A 17,325-nucleotide genomic window follows, 5' to 3' on the forward strand; every position below is an offset into this window, starting at 1 on the left:
GATGGAAGACATTTTGAAGCAAGTTCAACAAGGCACGTTAACCGTTGAAGAAGCCAAAATAAAGTTGGCTACATATGAAAACCTGGGATTTGCGAAAGTAGATCATCATCGTAAAAAACGTCAAGGATTTCCTGAAACGATTTACGGGGAAGGGAAATCTGCTGAGCAAATTTCAGCCATCATTTCCGCAATCCGCGCGAATAATGATTATGTATTAGTGACGCGGATTACTGAAGAAAAATCGGTTGAAGTGCAAAAAAATCATCCCGATTTACTTTATAATAATCAAGCTCAAATTTTGCATTCTCTACGACGGAGCGAAGATATATTCGGCACGGGATATATTGCGGTTGTCTGCGCGGGCACATCAGATTTACGAGTTGCTGAAGAAGCTGCTGTTACTGCAGAAGTATTCGGCTGTGAAGTTCGTCGTTTTTATGATGTTGGGGTAGCTGGAATTCATCGTCTTTTTGATAATATCGATGAAATTCAAAATGCGACCGTTTCAATCGTAGTTGCGGGAATGGACGGTGCTCTGCCAAGTGTTGTCGGCGGACTTGTTTCACACCCTGTCATTGCGGTACCGACAAGTGTCGGTTACGGAGCAAGTTATAATGGTTTAGCCGCATTGTTGACGATGCTGAATTCTTGTGCATCCGGCATCAGTGTTGTAAATATCGATAATGGATTTGGCGGCGCTTATAATGCGGCATTGATCCATAAATTGGCGCAGCGAAAAGAGGAGGGGTGACAGCATGAGTGCTAAACACCCTCCAAATCATGCTCATATAGATCAAGAAATGTTTAAAATGGAAGTCAATCTGGATGATATTTCAGGGGAAATCCTAGGCTATTTAATGGATTTATTGATCGAGTCTGGTGCTAATGATGTTTATTACACTTCGATTTATATGAAGAAAAACAGACCGGGTATTTTGCTTCAATTATTATGCTCCGGGGAAAATCTCGATAAGATGAAGCGAATCTTATTCACGGAAACGACAACTCTTGGGGTACGTTATTATCCTTTAACGGTGCATCGTACGGAGAGAAGGTTTCGAAAAGTGTCAACGAAGTGGGGAGAAGTGACCGTTAAAGAAGGCATTTATGAAGGAAAAGTCATTCAGTGCTCGCCGGAATATGAAGAATGTAAGAAAATCGCCGAACATCATAAGGTTCCGCTAAAAAAGGTATATGAACAGGTGTGGAAGCAGTTGATCGAGTAATTCAGGTTATAGAATTACTCGAAAGGCATCAAGGGGGAAGGGGAACACTTGATGGAACTATTTATCATTCTTAAAGACATTATATTGCCGATATTCGTGATCATGGCATTAGGTTTTGTGATGCAGACGAAATTCGATTTGAACATTCAAACGTTAGCCAGATTGAGTATTTACTTTCTCGTTCCGGGTTTCATTTTCGTAAAGTTATATAGCACGAATATCTCACTCAACTTGTTTGGAAAGATATTGCTCTTTTTCATTCTATATGTTGTAATTCTTTTTGTGATTTCTCATTTTATCGGGAATGCTCTCGGTTTGGAAAAAGGGGAGAAAACTACTTTTTCCAACAGTACCATGTTTTTCAATTCGGGTAATTACGGGGTTCCTGTAAATGATTTAGTGTTCAAAAGTGATCCGTTGGCGATGTCGATTCAAGTTATTATGCTGACATTGCAAAACATCTTTCTTTTTTCGTATGGTATTTTTTCTTTGCAATCTATTAAAGTAGGGAAATTGAAGGCTGCACTTGGCTATTTTCGAATGCCTGTTTTGTATGCGATGTTGGCAGGGGTATTATTAAATGTTTACAACGTTCCGATCCCGTCGTTCATTTGGGTTCCGGCAAATTATATCGCAGATGCGATGATTGCCATGGCATTATTTACATTAGGCGCGCAGGTTGCCAAGATTAAGTTTTCGACTGGTTTGACGACGGTTTATTATAGTTTGGCTCTTAGACTAGCGATTGGCCCGTTAATTGCGTTATCGATTATATACATATTTAAAGTGGACGGAATCGTGGCTCAAGCATTATTAATCGGGTCGGCAATGCCTACGTCAGTCAATAGTGCGGTTATTGCTGAGGAATACAATAATCATCCAGATTTGGCGGCACAGATCGTGTTGTTCTCGACGTTGTTTAGTGCGATTACGGTTACGCTTGTTATTTATTTGGCTAGGTTTTTATTTTGATAAATTGATATTAAAACCAAGTACTTGAGAGAATAACCAGTACTATGCTTTTCTAGCTAAACCGTCGATATCCGTTCCGGGCGGACGCTTTCCTGCGGGCGAGCGTCGAAAAGCCGAAAGATGCAGTTCAATCTTTCCCTGCCGCTTCCTTCGCTACGCTCTGTCCAGGGTCTCGACTAAGGAAAGAGTGAACTTCTCTTTCGCACTTCGCTTTATTCCGCGGGAGTCGCCACCCTGTACTCCAATCAACTGAAAATTCCATTTTACATAGAAAGTAATTTAGTTCGCTTTCCACAATTTACAAGAGTGTAGAAAAAGAAGGTAACTCCCATATGTTTCATGGAGTTACCTTCTTTTGTCTGTTATTATATTTTCAATCGCAGTGCTGATTCGATTGCTGTTCCGACGCCGTCGAATTCGTTTGTTGTTGTTACAGATTTGCATGCGTCTTTGATTTCCTGAGGAGCATTGCCCATTGCAACTGAATGTCCAGCGACTTTCAACATGGATAAGTCGTTATAGTTATCACCAATGGCCATAACGTTTTCCATAGCAATTCCTTTAGACTTGGCAAGCCGCTCCAATGCGATTCCTTTTTGTGCATTGATATTGGTAATCTCGAGGTTGCCCGCTCCTGAGGAACTGACAGCAAGTCCAGTTATTGATTTAAGTGCTTGTCTTGCATTATCTAAATGAATCTTATTAAATGACGTACCAAAGATTTTATTGATTTCTTGTTTATGTTTTTCAATGATAGGCGCTAAAGAAGGAACTTCCTTCACTAAACCAATTTCTACTCTATTCATGACTTCTGCACGTATGTCATCAATCGGAGGAACTTGATTTGCGGCTAGCGCTAGTTGAACAAAAGTATCAATTTGGTCTTCAATACTTTTCGTGTATACTGTTTTACCGATAAATAATTGATAATCGATTGTCTGTTCTTCTAAAATCGATACGATTTTATCTATTTCACTTTCGGCTAAATAAGTAGCGGAAAGCAATTCTCCATCATTTTTTCGAACTTCTGCACCGTTCAAGCAAATGAACGGGACCGTCAAACCTTCATCAGTTACGGGATAATAAGCTTCTGAAAAACTTCTCCCCGTTGCAATCACTACTTCGATTCCACGTGACTGTGCTTCAAGTATCGCTTCTTTATTTTTCTTGCTTATCGTATGATCGGGACCTAGTAAAGTACCGTCCATATCGATGGCTATTAAACGTACCACAGTTAATCACCTTTTCTATTTACAGTAGGGATTGATGATATCAATGAAATTCCCCGAAATCAAACAAATTGCTTATCTGAAGCTGGTTACGCTGTTAACTAAATACCGTCTTTAGCAAGAGAAAGCGAAGAGTATATGATATAATTAAGATGATTGCCCTAGCCAACTAGGCCTGGGGTGTTAAAGTTCCTTTGCATATTAACCTGAGGGGGTTGTTCGTGTGAGCTGGAAAATTGAAGCAGAAAAATGGCTTAATCAAGAAGCGTTAGAGGAAACATTAAAGCAACAACTGGAATTAGAAAAAAATAATGAGAAATTAATGGAAGATAGCTTTTATAGAAACTTGTCGTTTGGAACGGCCGGTCTCCGGGGCGAACTCGGATTCGGGACAAACCGGATGAATATCTATACGGTCAGAAAAGCCGCACAAGGGCTTGCTGCATATATAAGGAGTTGCGGTGAAGAAGCAGCAGAAAGAGGCGTCGCCATTGCTTACGACTCAAGGCATCAATCACCTGAATTCGGTCTTGAAGTCGCAAAAGTACTAGGGAATAACGGCATCAGATCTTATTTGTTTTCAAAATTACAATCGACTCCATTGTTATCTTTTACAGTCCGAGAATTAAATACATTTTCAGGCGTTGTGATTACTGCAAGTCATAATCCCGCTGAATATAATGGCTTTAAAGTTTACGGGGAAGACGGCGGTCAAGTCGCGTTAGAAGCTGCAAATGCAATTACAGAACATGTAGAAAGTATTGAAGATATATTTTCAGTTGAAGTAATGGATGAATCAACCCTATTAGATGAGGGCTTACTAACTTATTTAGGCGCTGACATGAGCGAGCGTTATACGGATCAGCTACGCGGTATCCTTATTGAGGGCGATTATGATAAGAGCCTGTCGATTGTTTATTCGCCATTACATGGAGCCGGTGGGGAATTGGTATGTAAGGGACTAGAAGCGGCTGGATTCGAGAATGTTACAGTCGTTGCTGAGCAAGCAATTCCGGACCCTGATTTTTCAACTGTAAAATATCCAAACCCGGAAGAATCAAAAGCATTTGATTTAGCGCTTCCATATGGCCATAAAGTAAATGCGGACATACTAATTGCGACAGATCCTGATGCTGATCGAATGGGCTTGGCTGTTTTAAATAAAACCGGCGAATACGTGTTTCTGACAGGTAACCAAATTGGCGCACTGTTATTAAGCACTTTATTGGAAGATAAGAAAAACCAAAACTCGCTACCCAACAATGGCGTCGTTATTAAATCAATCGTGACGTCGGAACTTGGACAGGCGATTGCAGACAGTTATGCTGTGAAAATGATGAATGTGTTGACTGGATTTAAGTTCATTAGTGAAGAAATCGAGAAGTTCCACGAGACAAAAGAGTCCATTTTCCTATTTGGCTATGAGGAAAGTTTCGGTTATTTAATCGGCGACTTTGTGCGGGATAAGGACGCGGTTCAGGCATCTGTATTGATTGCCGAAGCGGCGGCGCGGTACAAAGAAAAAGGTTTGACTTTACTGGATGGACTCGACGCGTTGTATGAAGAACATGGGTATTATCAGGAAGCATTGGAATCGTTAACGTTAAAAGGTAAATCCGGCATGGCTGAAATTGAAAAGATCATGAATTACTTTGGATCAGATGACTTTTTGAATGAATTTCCGCAAACTATCGCAGTTGTCGAGGATTATTCCACTGGAGAGGTTGTTCATCATGAAACCGGAACAACTCATCAACTTGACTTGCCGAAATCGAATGTCCTAAAATTTATAACACCCGATAATTCATGGTTTTGTATCCGTCCGTCTGGGACTGAACCAAAAATCAAGTTCTACTTTGGTGTAAAAGGTGAAACAAAAGCCGAAAGTGATACACTATTAATTGACATAAAAAATGCTGTCATGCGAGTCGTTGAAACGCTGACGACTACGTGAAAAAATATAGAAGTGAGGAATGCTAAAATGGCACAACCATTAACATTGACACAATCATATAAAACTACAGAAGAACTTGTGGCTCTTTACGGAGAACAAGTGAAGAAAATCCATGAGGACATGAAAGCTGGCACTTCTATAGGTGCTGAATTTTTAGGATGGCAAAGCCTCCCACACGAAGCGCCAGAGTTGGAAAACGTGTTGGAAGTAGCAGCGAAGATCCGTAAACAGGCTGAGGTCGTTGTCGTTATCGGGGTTGGAGGTTCTTATTTAGGCTCAAAAGCTGTTAAAGATGCACTAGCGCCTTATTTCGAAAAGAAATCAGATGATCCTGAAATTCTTTTTGCAGGACAAAACTTAAGCGGAACTTACATGAAACAGTTATTGAATCATCTTGAAGGAAAAGAAGCGGCGGTAATTGTCATTTCGAAATCTGGTACAACGACAGAACCAGCCATCGCATTCCGAATCCTCCTTGAGTATATGGAAAATCGCTACGGAGAATCTGTCAATGAAAGAATCGTTGCCATTACAGACAAATCACAAGGTGCGCTTAGAGAGTTAGCAGATCGCTCAGGTTTTTCATCCTTCATCGTTCCAGATGATGTCGGCGGACGTTTTTCAGTATTTACACCTGTGGGCCTTCTTCCACTGGCAGTAGCGGGAGTCGATATTGAACAATTACTTTCAGGTGCAAAAGCCGCTGTAGAAGATTTTGCAAGTGCAGATATTGCTTCGAATAAAGCCTATGAATATGCAGCAGTTCGTAACCAACTGTTGTCAGAAGGGTATAATATTGAGATTTTGGCTAGCTTTACACCGCGTTTCGCGACATTCCACGAGTGGTGGAAACAACTTTTCGGTGAAAGTGAAGGAAAAGACGGCAAGGGAATTTACCCGGCATCTGTCGCATACCCGACCGATTTACATTCACTTGGTCAATATGTTCAAGATGGTCGACGTGAACTCTTCGAAACGTTTATCCAATTTGCGGAATCAGCAGAGGACTGCGGAATCCCGACATCTGATGAAAACTTGGATGGTTTAAATTATTTATCGGATAAATCCATGAATGAAATAAACGAAGTCACAATGCATGCAACAATGCAAGCTCATAGAGATGGCGGCGTTCCAATCATCCATTTAAATGTCGGTAAACACGACGCATACCATATCGGATACCTAATTTACTTCTTTGAAGCAGCTTGTGCGATGAGCGCCTACTTATTAGGCGTCAATCCTTTCGACCAGCCAGGCGTTGAAGAGTATAAGAAGAACATCTTTAGAATGCTTGAAAAACCGGGATTTGTTGAGGAGAAGTAAGGGATATTCTAGATGAAGTCCTAAATTAAAAGTGAAAAGTGACAACCAAGGGGGATTTACCTTTGGTTGTTATTTTGATACTGAACACACAAACCTTCGCATTAAACTTAAGCAGACAATTAAATTCTCAATCTTAGTGCAGAGTATTTGGGGCTCTATGGTGATAAACAAAAGGAGTGGCTGTTATTGATAGATTTCAAAAGTATTCATCATGTGAGTTTGTCTGTAACTGATTTAGAAAAGGCCAAGCAATTTTATGGCGAAATACTTGGTTTAAAGGAAATTAATCGCCCAAACTTTGATTTCCCTGGTGCTTGGTACAAAATCGGCAATCAACAGCTTCATTTGATTGTTTTTCAGGATTCTGAAACACTTCGAAATAATCGACAGGTGGAAACAAAGGATGGCCATTTCGCAATAAGGGTCCATGATTACTATCAAACTTTGGCGTACCTGAAAGATAAAGGTGTTCAAGTTACTGAGAATCCAAATAGTACGAGCGGTTTCGCGCAGATTTTTTGCACGGATCCAGATAATAATTTAATAGAATTTAACGTTGACCAAGCATCATTAAACTAAAATAGCAAAATAACGCATGCGGTTTCCCTTTGGAAATCACATGCGTTATTTTTAAAGAACTAATTAACTAATTATTAACTACCCCAGTTCTACGTCAGGCAAAAAAGTAACAAAGTTACATTGTTTTGCAAATTATGGTGATTCACCGTTAAATATACATGCTTTATATAAAGAGTAATAAGGAGTAAGTATGTTATTATTAGTGTGATAATAGAAAACTTAATAAAGAGGCGTTCCCATGATTAATCAATTAAGAAAAGTTTACTCATCCCTAATCATATATAATGAAGGGAAAAATAAAATAGAGCAAAATCATAAATGGTTTGTTACCGAAAACCATGAAGTTATTGGCATTCATGAAGATGAATTAACCTCAAAAGATATTTCTTTATTGGAGGCCTTTTTGGTTCCTTATAATATAGAGCTTCCTGTTTTGACTGCTGAGGAAGAAAAGTGGAGACAAGTTATCGAATCAAAGGAATCAAATGAAAGTGAAACCGATTTGGATTCCCCATTTCGATTTGTTTATTTTTTTATCTCCGAAAACCAAATTAGTCCCAACTTATTTAATGATGCCATCCATGAGTTATTTGTTAAAAAAGTGCCTATCTTGTGGCAAAATGGAAGTGAAGGAATCATTATTGAAAAGCAGCAAGATAGTGATGAGAATCTATCCTATGATCAAATCATTGATGTTCTTATGAGTGACCTTTATGTTAATATCAATTTTTTCGTAGGTCCTTTTAGAAAAGATTTGAAGGAAATCAATCATCATTTTGATACGTTGTCGCAAGACGCTAAAATAGTGTTTGGCTATACGAATAAGCCTGTTGTTACCTATGTCGATGCAATCCCGTACTTACTTATCCATCAAACAGAACCGGAGTTGCGCGTGGAAATAAGTAAAACGATTTTACAAGAATATCTTGATGATGAAGATACGCTGAAAATGCTTGAAACTTTTGTTCAATGTAATTTAAATATTTCAGAAACCGCGAAGGAACTTTATATGCATAGAAACAGTTTGCAATATAGACTGGATCGTTTCTTGGAGAAGACGGGCATCGACGTTCGTCAATTTCAACATGCCATGTCGGTTTATCTTGCGATGTTAGCAAGGAAATGAGATTAATTTAAACATGGACAAATTTCCTACAGGTAAACTTGCACACATTTCCTACAGGAAAATGTGCACACATTTCCTACAGGAAAATGTGCACACATTTCCTACGGGAAAATGTGCACAGTAACTATCTGAAACTTTGTGCATATCTACCATTACTATAATCCAACCAATCTTGTATGCTTAAGACAGTTAATGAAAGCACTTACATACTTGGAGGGAATACAAATGGCAGAGCTTAGATTAGTAGGAATCAAGAAAGTTTATGACAAAGATGTTGTATCCGTTAAAGATTTTAATCTAGAAATTCGCGATAAAGAGTTTTTAGTATTAGTAGGTCCATCAGGTTGCGGTAAATCTACGACACTTCGTATGATTGCTGGTTTAGAAGAAATCACTGAAGGTGATCTCTACATTGGTGATAAACGTGTAAACGATGTTGCGCCAAAAGACCGAGATATCGCGATGGTATTCCAAAACTACGCACTTTATCCGCATATGGATGTTTACAACAATATGGCGTTTGGTTTAAAACTTCGTAAGTTTAAAAAAGATGAAATTAAAAAGCGCGTAGATAATGCAGCTAAAATCTTGGGACTTGAAGAACTTCTTGACCGCAAACCGAAAGCGCTTTCAGGTGGTCAGCGTCAGCGTGTTGCACTTGGACGAGCTATTGTTCGTGATGCTGAAGTATTCCTAATGGATGAGCCGCTCTCTAACTTGGATGCTAAATTACGTGTTCAAATGCGTGCGGAAATTCAAAAATTACACGCTCGTCTTCAAACGACAACTGTTTATGTTACGCATGACCAAACAGAAGCGATGACAATGGCTACACGCCTAGTTGTAATGAAAGACGGTATTATCCAGCAAGTAGGAGAACCAAAAGAAGTTTATGATTATCCGAATAATATTTTCGTTGGTGGATTCATCGGTTCACCTGCTATGAACTTCTTAAACGGTAAAATCGAAGGCAACCAATTTGTAATGGGTGACGTAAAAGTTGAAATTCCAGAAGGAAAACTTAAAACACTTCGCGATCAAGGTTATATTGGTAAAGATATCGTTCTAGGTATTCGTCCAGAAGATATCCATGACGAGCCACTTTACCTTAAATCATCACCGCAAACAGAATTCAAAGCTTATATTGAAGTTGCTGAGTTAATGGGATCGGAAATTGTTCTTTACTCTAAAGTAGATGACCAAGACTTCGTTGCGCGTGTAGACGCACGTTTCAATGCAACAGCTGGTCAAACAATCGACTTCGCATTTAACCTAAGCAAAGCGCATTTCTTCGACAAAGAAACGGAAGAGCGCATTAAATAATCGTGTTAACCCGCCAACAGGAAGTTTCCTGTTGGTTTTTTCGTTTGTCTTCAGTTTTCACGAGCGCTAAATGGATGCCTTTGCTAGGTACTTATGATAATATAGATTACTGGGAATGATATAAAACACCAGAATCACAAATATAAATTATAATGAAGGAGTTTGGATAAAATGGTAGAAAAACAATTTAAAGTAATCGACGCGACGGGGATTCATGCACGTCCAGCATCTATGTTGGTAAGCGTAGCTAATAAGTATCAGTCTGATATAAATTTGATTCACAATGATAAGAAAGTTAACCTAAAATCAATTTTAGGCGTTATGTCTCTTGGAATTGGTATGGGGGAAGAATTTAAAATCAGTACGGAAGGATCCGACGAACAGGACGCACTTGAAGCCCTGGAAAAAACGTTGAAAAGTGAAGGTCTAGCTGAATAATGAGCGTATTACAAGGAATTGCTGCGTCAAGCGGGATTGCAATTGCAAAAGCATATTGTCTTGTAGAACCTGATTTGACTTTCAGCAAAAAAACTATTGATGATATAGAAAAAGAAGTCGAACGTTTTCAGTCTGCCATAGCGATTACGAAAGGCGAACTGGAATCAATCCAGGAAATCGCTAAAAAAGAGCTTGGCGCCGACGAAGCGGCTATTTTTGATGCGCATTTATTAGTCTTAACGGACCCAGAACTAATCGGGCCAATTGAAGATAAAATTAAAACAGAACAAGTAAATGCTGAATATGCATTGGAAGAAACGACGGATATGTTCATTATGATGTTCGAACAAATGGATAATGAATATATGCAGGAACGTGCTGCTGATATTCGCGACGTTAGAAAACGAATTCTTTCTCATTTACTTGGCGTAAAAGTAGTGAATCCGAGCGAGATTTCCGAGGAAGTCGTCATTATCGCTGAGGATTTAACGCCATCTGATACGGCTCAATTGAACCGTAATTTCGTTAAAGGATTTGCGACTGATATCGGAGGAAGAACATCCCACTCCGCTATCATGGCTCGTTCATTAGAAATTCCGGCGGTTGTTGGAACTAGTGACGCTACAGAAACGATTAAAGACGGCGACATTATTATTGTCGATGGTCTGAACGGAAAAGTTCATATTAATCCGACCGAGGAAGTTATTGCTGAGTACAAAGTAGAGCAAGAAAACTTTGAAAAGCAAAAATTGGAATGGGCGAAATTAGTTGACGAAAAAACTGTAACGGCTGATGGCCATTATGTTGAATTAGCTGCAAATATTGGTACGCCTGAAGATTTAGAAGGCGTTACGAATAACGGCGGAGAAGGAATAGGTCTGTATCGTACAGAATTTTTGTATATGGGTCGCGACCAACTTCCGACAGAAGACGAGCAATATGAAGCGTATAAAAAAGTGCTTGAAGGAATGGATGGAAAGCCGGTCGTTGTGCGCACACTTGACATCGGCGGCGATAAAGAACTACCATACTTGAATCTTCCTACAGAAATGAATCCATTTTTAGGATTCCGTGCGATTCGTTTATGTTTGGAAGAACTCGACATTTTCCGTACGCAATTACGAGCGTTACTACGAGCTAGTACGTATGGTAACTTGAAAATCATGTTCCCGATGATTGCAACACTGGAAGAATTCCGGGAAGCAAAAGCGATCCTTGAGGAAGAAAAAACTGCACTCAAAGCTAATGGAACTACTATTTCTGAGGACATTGAACTTGGAATTATGGTAGAAATCCCATCGACAGCTGTACTAGCAGATCAGTTTGCGAAAGAAGTAGATTTCTTTAGCATCGGAACAAATGATTTGATTCAATATACAATGGCAGCTGACCGTATGAATGAACGCGTTTCTTATTTATACCAACCTTATAACCCGGCTATTTTACGTTTGGTTAAAATGGTTATTGATGCTTCCCATCGTGAAGGGAAATGGACTGGTATGTGCGGCGAAATGGCCGGAGATGAAATTGCGATTCCACTCTTACTTGGTCTAGGACTCGATGAGTTCTCAATGAGTGCGACATCGATCTTAAAAGCGCGAACGCAAATTAAAGATTTGAAGAAGAGCGATATGGAAGAGCTTGTGAACGAAGCGCTACAAATGGGAACTGCTGACGAAGTCATGCAAGCCGTTAAAAATCGCTGTAATATCTAAGATTCATAAGCATCGCCAAGAACAATAAGTTCTTGGGCGATGCTTTTTTGCATTTAAATGAAAAGAATTGTGTATTTGTGTATTAGTTTGTCGAATATTGTGATAACATAGAGGTAACTTGAAAAAAATTGTATAATACCCGTAAAAGGAGGGTTTCGAATGCTTCCAGTGTTGAATAAAAGAAAGAAACTAGAAAAGTACTTAGAGCAAGAGAAATATTCATACCCTGAAGTATTTGAAAACTCTCCGGACATCATTTTATTCATCATCGATATGGATGGTCTAATCGTCAAAATTCGGGGAAAGCATGATCAGTTATTCGGTATGGAATATGAGCGTATTGTCGGGAAAAAATATAGTAATTTTGTATTTGAACCAGATTTACACAAAGTGCAGAAATATCGTTTTAAAGGATTGAAGGAAGGGCCGCAGTCTTTCGATTTCAGGATTATGAATACCAATGGCAACCTCATCAATATCGATATAACCCTTGTCCCCATCAAAAAAAATAACGAGATTCTTGGTTTCTATGGATTAACCCATAATGTTTCGGAAAAGGTAACTTTACAGAATTTCATTCGAAAAAAGAGTGAGAAAATCAACTCTTTGATTCATCATGCGCATGAAATCATCGGCATCATCAATCGGGACGGAGTAATCGTCATTGAAAACCCGTCGATTGAAGAGAAACTCGGGTATAAAGTTGAAGAGATTTCGGGAAGAAATATTTTGGAATTAATTCATCCAGATGATCGAGGTTTTTTTAGTGTCAAATTTGAAGAAGTTATTAAAAGGCCAAATACACCATTTACAATTGAACTCCGGATAAAACATAAAAAGGGCGAGTGGCGAAATTTTGAAGTAGTCTGCACTAACCTACTCAATAACTCCAATATTTCCGGCGTCATTTGCAATTTTCTCGATGTAACTGAAATTAAAAATCAGCAGCTTGAAATTCAAAAGATGGCTTACCGGGATGATCTAACTGGATTGCCGAATCTACGCGCATTTGAAAAACGATTGGACGAGGTAATACATGCTGCAGAACACCAAAAATATGCAATTATTCATCTAAATTTAGATGGATTTAGATTTTTAATGGATTTGATCGGTCGTGAAATTGCCAATAAATTATTGGTTAAAATTGCAGCAAAAATCCAAAGTCAATTAGATTCCTCTATTAATTTACTTGCCAGAATAAACGAAGATGAATTCGCGATTTTAACAACTGGAATCCATGAGACAGTGATAATAGAACAAATTGCCAATGATATTCTCCAGATATTCAAACGTTCATTTAATGTAAATAGTTATAATCTCGTTATAACAATTCGGATGGGCATTAGTATTTATCCGGAATCCGGTAAAACTTCCACTATATTAATGAAAAATGCTAGTTTGGCATTATATTTAGCCAAAAAGGAAAGTGGAGGGAATTACCAGATTTTTTCTCCGAGTGCAAATGTCGGTACATATAAGATTTTTTCCTTAAGAAATGAACTTCAGCAAGCGCTCGAGAACAATCAATTTGTAATCTATTACCAACCAATCATAAATGTCTCAACGAAGGAAATAGATAGTGTTGAAGCGTTACTGCGTTGGAATCATCCCGATTGGGGAATAGTGCCGCCGAATGAATTCATCCCGTTTGCCGAGGAGTCGGGGGCAATCATTCAAATTGGCGAATGGGTGTTGAATAATGTTTGTAGAAGAGTCAGTTCGTGGCATAAGGCCGGCTATCCCATACGAGCATCCGTAAATTTATCTATTGTTCAGTTTCTGCAGCCTGACTTGGTCAAAATGATTGATTGCATATTAGAGGAAAACGATCTTGATTCAAAGTGGTTGACGATTGAAATTACGGAAAGCACGACAATTGAACAAGAAGAGAAAATGTTTGATAAGCTAAACCAACTTCGGAAGCTCGGCGTTCAAATTGCGCTTGACGATTTTGGTACAGGCTATGCTTCTTTTAATAAATTAATTGAAATCAAACCATCAATCTTGAAGTTGGATAGTGCACTCATACAAGGCATACCTACTGAGAAAGTTAGCACGGAAATTGTAACGTCAATCATCCAATTAGCGCATAGACTCTCGATAAAAGTCGTAGCAGAAGGGGTGGAGACAGTCGAGCAAGAAAGATTCGTCGCTGATTTGGCTTGTGATTGGGTTCAAGGATATCTTTATAGTAAGGCTGTTCCGCCAAGAAAGTTTTTTAAAATGCTTGAGGGGCAATTAGGCATCACAAGCGAAAATAATATGAACCAAGAAAAAAGTAAAAATTTCATTATAGAATTTCAGTATCCACTAGAAGCAATGATGACGATTGCTGAATTAAACGGACGAAAAGTTCAGTTAGGAAATAAGAAAGTATTATTGGAAAATATTGAACCTGATCGACTGTGTTTTCTATCCACTGTAAAACTTCCGGTGGGAACCGAAATGCTTTTGAAGTTTCAAATGAAAATCATGGGTGAACAACTGACACTTTTCGGAAAGATTGTTTGCGGCTCGGAACAGGAATATATTCACCAATATGAAGTTAAGTTGATTATTGAAGAAAAGAATCGTGATTTCCTGATCAAACAACTTGATAAACTCTATCTCGAATTAAATAATGAATCACTGATAACTGGGCACTCATTTATTACGGAGAGTCCGAGCGATTATTTTAAGAAATAATAAAAAGAAGCCGATGATTTTTTTCGGCTTCTTTTTTGTTTAACTTAATCTTTTTTCCAACTTTCAGGAGAAAAATCCATGCTATCAAATACTTCTCCTGCTTCAAATCGCATGGCTCCATCATTACTATCTTTATTTCTTTTTTCATCGTTAGTCTTCAATATTTTATTTTTGATGTCTTGGGCCTTATCATGCTTGGATTTATTATTCTTTTTCATTAAGATTAATCCCTCCTTTATTAATATGTTTTCCAATTAATAAAGAAATATTCTTTTAAAAAATGGCATCACCGTGACGACAATTTTTGGTACGAAAGAATAGTAATGGAAAATATAGAGGTGGCTGTATGATTTGGTTTATAGAAGTGCTGATAAGAGCTTCCGATTGCAGCAGACAATCTAGAAGAAAGGAATATTGGATGTACTGGTTTTTTGGCTGGTTGTTGATGAAATTGCTATTTTGACTGGCTTAATCGGGATTATTCTAATAACTCCTAGCCTGTCAGTTTTGTTTCGCAGGCTTCATGATACTAGTAGAATGCGTGGTGGATATTGATTGGTTTGATTTCATTTGTCGATGCCATCGTTCTATTCGAATTTACAGTGTTGCACAGCGGGCTAGGATCAAACAAGTATGGAAGAATCCGAAGAATACTTATTAAAAGAAAAAGAAAAAGCCCCATTCAGGGCGTGTGGAAAGAGTTATGAAGAAAGCTTTAATGTATTGATCGAAGTGCGACGACGGATTTCACTTTCCAACAGAAGAATGAAGTCGGAGCTTAAATTTAATTCAATGGCTTTAAAATAGGATTCAATCAAAAAATGATCCGATAATTTACTCACTTTAGAATTTCACCTCCTAATATTGAAATCGAGTACTATTTGATGTTCGCTTAGAATATATTGATAAGTATTCTATCTATATTTATAATCTATCAGAATTGATTAATTAGAACAACCGTTCCTTTATCCACAGGAAGTGGGGGATATCCTGTGGATTGTTTGTTTACAATGTGTGTAAAAGTAAGAAAGAGTAGCGGCAAAGTGTTACCAACCTTATCCACAGATGTTAAAAAACCAAGACTTTTGTCGAAAAATAAAGTTGATTATTTAGTTTTATTGGTTCTAAATTGAAAGATTCTGTTTCCGGGGTAAAAAGCATATAAAAAAACGACTCATTTCTGAGTCGTTTTTTTATTTGGTAATTACTTTAGGTGGTTAACATCGTAAACTGATACGTTGAACGATTTAGTCAGTTTAGGCATTTCATCGTAATATGCTGAAGTTTGATTCGCCACAGCAGCTCCACCTAAAATAGTTAAAATAAAAAGAATTGATAGTACTTTTTTCATCATAAGTCCTCCCATTTCTGATTTTTTCTATAAATATAACCATATCTATTCGCTTCGTTATAAAGAATAGATGATAGTTTATATTTCCTATTAGTAAAATACCATTCAGCTAGCGCAATACTATATTTATTAATGTATTGATGATCCTGAATTTTTTTAAAATGTTCTATTGCTTCAATAGCAATTTCCTCTGACAAGCCAGACTTGCTGTGAAGGGATTTGAAAAAATTAAAATGATGATAATAAGAAATGAGACTATCATCTTTTAATTGATTATATGAGAAGATACCTTTTTTACACCATTCATTCACGGATGACTTGTCATTTATTTTCGAATACTCTATTATTATGCCTAATATTGAGATTAGTTGAGTCTTCATTTCTTTTTTACTATTTATAGCTTTCATTAAAAACTCTATAGCTTCTTTACTTTTACCCATTGTGCCATATAAGGAACCAAGGTTATGATACACAAGGCCTTTTTCGCTATCTAAATTAAATTCATCGCAAAGCTGCTTTGCTTTATAATAGGATTCGAAAGCCTCTTCAAATTGATCACTTCTTTTTTGAGTAACTCCGATTAACACATAACACTCTAAAACTCGGTTCATTAAAAAATTCTCTTGAAAGAATCCAAGTGCTTTTCTAATGTGTTCTATTGCAATGAAAATACGATTGTCAGCAGTATATATTAAACCAATCATATAATTTAATTCTGCTTTTTCCCAAACATCTAAAGAAATGTCATCCACTGTATGCAAAACTTCTTCTAGATATTCAATTGCTTGTCTTCTGTTTTTTACGGAGTAATAATAAATAGCTTTCGCAACATTAAACATATATATATGTCGAGGGTTAAAGTTTGAACTGAGTTTTGTTAAATTATCAATCTCTTTTTTTCTAGTTTCTAAATCAATACCAAGAATTAGACGTAAACGTAATAGAATTAGCTGAAAAGAGTAATGGTGAGAGTCATTTTCAAATAATAGATTCTTTAATTCTAATTCTTTTAATTTTTTTATTCTAAAATCTTCATTCCGTACTGTTAAAATTTTTTTATAAGTATCCTTTAAAAAAGTTTCGATTTCAGCTTCAGATTCATAATCCTTTTCTTGAATGGTATCAATATCCATCTCCAGTTTGTTAAATAACAGGATTGCGATTTCTTCGCTGGGTGCTATTTGGTTACGTTCAATCTTTGATAAATAAGAAGGGGTACAGATTCCCCGTGCCAAAACGACTTGTTTCATTTTTTGTCTAATTCTTTCAGCCCTGATTAAATGGCCAACTTTCATAGATGGATCCCCTCTTTCTTTATAGTATAGTTCATAATCACTAAAATGTCATGTGAAATTTGATATAAGAAACTTTCTTTTGATATAGCTAAATAATACACTATTTTAG

Annotated in this window: 16 protein-coding genes; 11 read left to right on the forward strand and 5 right to left on the reverse strand. The window is 37.6% G+C overall.

Annotated features, from left to right (window positions below; translation table 11 throughout):
- The first annotated feature begins 1 nt into the window (after position 1).
- From larB to JSQ81_RS17595, 3 genes are read left to right on the forward strand one after another with little or no spacing between them, the layout of a single operon-like run.
- A complete protein-coding gene (larB, locus tag JSQ81_RS17585; protein ID WP_212605294.1) occupies positions 2–751 on the forward strand; it encodes a nickel pincer cofactor biosynthesis protein LarB in 750 nt (249 codons plus the stop codon).
- A gap of 4 nt (positions 752–755) precedes the next feature.
- Positions 756–1,226: a nickel pincer cofactor biosynthesis protein LarC2 gene (gene larC, locus JSQ81_RS17590; RefSeq protein WP_212605295.1), complete on the forward strand. Its 471-nt coding sequence runs from the start codon at positions 756–758 to the stop codon at positions 1,224–1,226.
- Positions 1,227–1,274: 48 nt separating this feature from the next.
- Positions 1,275–2,198: an AEC family transporter gene (locus JSQ81_RS17595; protein WP_212605296.1), complete on the forward strand. Its 924-nt coding sequence runs from the start codon at positions 1,275–1,277 to the stop codon at positions 2,196–2,198.
- A gap of 365 nt (positions 2,199–2,563) precedes the next feature.
- Here JSQ81_RS17595 and JSQ81_RS17600 read toward each other — a convergent pair whose 3' ends face one another.
- Complete coding sequence (locus JSQ81_RS17600; RefSeq protein WP_212605297.1) at positions 2,564–3,430, reverse strand: HAD family hydrolase; 867 nt, start codon at positions 3,428–3,430, stop codon at positions 2,564–2,566.
- 220 nt (positions 3,431–3,650) lie between these two features.
- On the opposite strand from JSQ81_RS17600, the gene JSQ81_RS17605 reads away from it, so the two are divergent.
- The 8 genes from JSQ81_RS17605 (at position 3,651) to JSQ81_RS17640 (ending at position 14,570) form a co-directional block, all read left to right on the forward strand.
- On the forward strand, positions 3,651–5,381 hold the full coding sequence (locus JSQ81_RS17605) for a phospho-sugar mutase (RefSeq protein WP_212605298.1): 1,731 nt from the start codon (positions 3,651–3,653) through the stop codon (positions 5,379–5,381).
- 27 nt (positions 5,382–5,408) lie between these two features.
- Complete coding sequence (locus tag JSQ81_RS17610; RefSeq protein WP_212605299.1) at positions 5,409–6,704, forward strand: glucose-6-phosphate isomerase; 1,296 nt, start codon at positions 5,409–5,411, stop codon at positions 6,702–6,704.
- Between the two features lie 186 nt (positions 6,705–6,890).
- Positions 6,891–7,283: a VOC family protein gene (locus JSQ81_RS17615; protein ID WP_212605300.1), complete on the forward strand. Its 393-nt coding sequence runs from the start codon at positions 6,891–6,893 to the stop codon at positions 7,281–7,283.
- 238 nt (positions 7,284–7,521) lie between these two features.
- The gene (locus tag JSQ81_RS17620; protein ID WP_212605301.1) at positions 7,522–8,409 is read left to right on the forward strand and encodes a PucR family transcriptional regulator; all 888 of its coding nucleotides are present in this window, start codon (positions 7,522–7,524) and stop codon (positions 8,407–8,409) included.
- Between the two features lie 225 nt (positions 8,410–8,634).
- Positions 8,635–9,732, forward strand: coding sequence for an ABC transporter ATP-binding protein (locus JSQ81_RS17625; RefSeq protein ID WP_212605302.1), 1,098 nt, complete (start codon positions 8,635–8,637; stop codon positions 9,730–9,732).
- A gap of 171 nt (positions 9,733–9,903) precedes the next feature.
- Positions 9,904–10,170: a phosphocarrier protein HPr gene (locus JSQ81_RS17630; RefSeq protein WP_212605303.1), complete on the forward strand. Its 267-nt coding sequence runs from the start codon at positions 9,904–9,906 to the stop codon at positions 10,168–10,170.
- Positions 10,170–11,885, forward strand: coding sequence for a phosphoenolpyruvate--protein phosphotransferase (ptsP, locus tag JSQ81_RS17635; protein WP_212605304.1), 1,716 nt, complete (start codon positions 10,170–10,172; stop codon positions 11,883–11,885). The genes JSQ81_RS17630 and ptsP overlap by 1 nt, the downstream gene beginning before the upstream one ends.
- 159 nt (positions 11,886–12,044) lie before the next feature.
- Positions 12,045–14,570 (forward strand): sensor domain-containing protein, encoded by a 2,526-nt coding sequence (locus JSQ81_RS17640; protein WP_212605305.1) that lies wholly within the window; start codon positions 12,045–12,047, stop codon positions 14,568–14,570.
- Between the two features lie 44 nt (positions 14,571–14,614).
- Here JSQ81_RS17640 and JSQ81_RS17645 read toward each other — a convergent pair whose 3' ends face one another.
- From JSQ81_RS17645 to JSQ81_RS17660, 4 genes are all read right to left on the reverse strand, one after another.
- A complete protein-coding gene (locus tag JSQ81_RS17645) occupies positions 14,615–14,788 on the reverse strand; it encodes a hypothetical protein (protein ID WP_212605306.1) in 174 nt (57 codons plus the stop codon).
- Positions 14,789–15,271: 483 nt separating this feature from the next.
- Positions 15,272–15,412, reverse strand: a complete 141-nt coding sequence (locus tag JSQ81_RS17650; RefSeq protein WP_212605307.1) for a sporulation histidine kinase inhibitor Sda — start codon at positions 15,410–15,412, stop codon at positions 15,272–15,274.
- Positions 15,413–15,774: 362 nt separating this feature from the next.
- On the reverse strand, positions 15,775–15,921 hold the full coding sequence (locus tag JSQ81_RS17655; protein ID WP_212605308.1) for a hypothetical protein: 147 nt from the start codon (positions 15,919–15,921) through the stop codon (positions 15,775–15,777).
- Entirely contained in the window at positions 15,921–17,216 is a 1,296-nt protein-coding gene (locus JSQ81_RS17660; protein ID WP_212605309.1) for a tetratricopeptide repeat protein, read from the reverse strand. Before JSQ81_RS17660 ends, JSQ81_RS17655 begins: the two co-directional genes overlap by 1 nt.
- Positions 17,217–17,325 lie beyond the last annotated feature (109 nt).

The organism is Sporosarcina sp. Marseille-Q4063 (genome assembly GCF_018309085.1).
GTDB lineage: Bacteria > Bacillota > Bacilli > Bacillales_A > Planococcaceae > Sporosarcina.

What these genes read in the sequence shown, in the direction of transcription:
- JSQ81_RS17645 (WP_212605306.1), bottom strand. Translation starts at nt 14,788, where the DNA reads ATGAAAAAGAATAATAAATCCAAGCATGATAAGGCCCAAGACATCAAA.
- ptsP (WP_212605304.1), top strand. Translation starts at nt 10,170, where the DNA reads ATGAGCGTATTACAAGGAATTGCTGCGTCAAGCGGGATTGCAATTGCA.
- larC (WP_212605295.1), top strand. Translation starts at nt 756, where the DNA reads ATGAGTGCTAAACACCCTCCAAATCATGCTCATATAGATCAAGAAATG.
- JSQ81_RS17655 (WP_212605308.1), bottom strand. Translation starts at nt 15,921, where the DNA reads ATGAAAAAAGTACTATCAATTCTTTTTATTTTAACTATTTTAGGTGGA.
- JSQ81_RS17610 (WP_212605299.1), top strand. Translation starts at nt 5,409, where the DNA reads ATGGCACAACCATTAACATTGACACAATCATATAAAACTACAGAAGAA.
- JSQ81_RS17630 (WP_212605303.1), top strand. Translation starts at nt 9,904, where the DNA reads ATGGTAGAAAAACAATTTAAAGTAATCGACGCGACGGGGATTCATGCA.
- JSQ81_RS17640 (WP_212605305.1), top strand. Translation starts at nt 12,045, where the DNA reads ATGCTTCCAGTGTTGAATAAAAGAAAGAAACTAGAAAAGTACTTAGAG.
- larB (WP_212605294.1), top strand. Translation starts at nt 2, where the DNA reads ATGGAAGACATTTTGAAGCAAGTTCAACAAGGCACGTTAACCGTTGAA.
- JSQ81_RS17625 (WP_212605302.1), top strand. Translation starts at nt 8,635, where the DNA reads ATGGCAGAGCTTAGATTAGTAGGAATCAAGAAAGTTTATGACAAAGAT.
- JSQ81_RS17620 (WP_212605301.1), top strand. Translation starts at nt 7,522, where the DNA reads ATGATTAATCAATTAAGAAAAGTTTACTCATCCCTAATCATATATAAT.
- JSQ81_RS17660 (WP_212605309.1), bottom strand. Translation starts at nt 17,216, where the DNA reads ATGAAAGTTGGCCATTTAATCAGGGCTGAAAGAATTAGACAAAAAATG.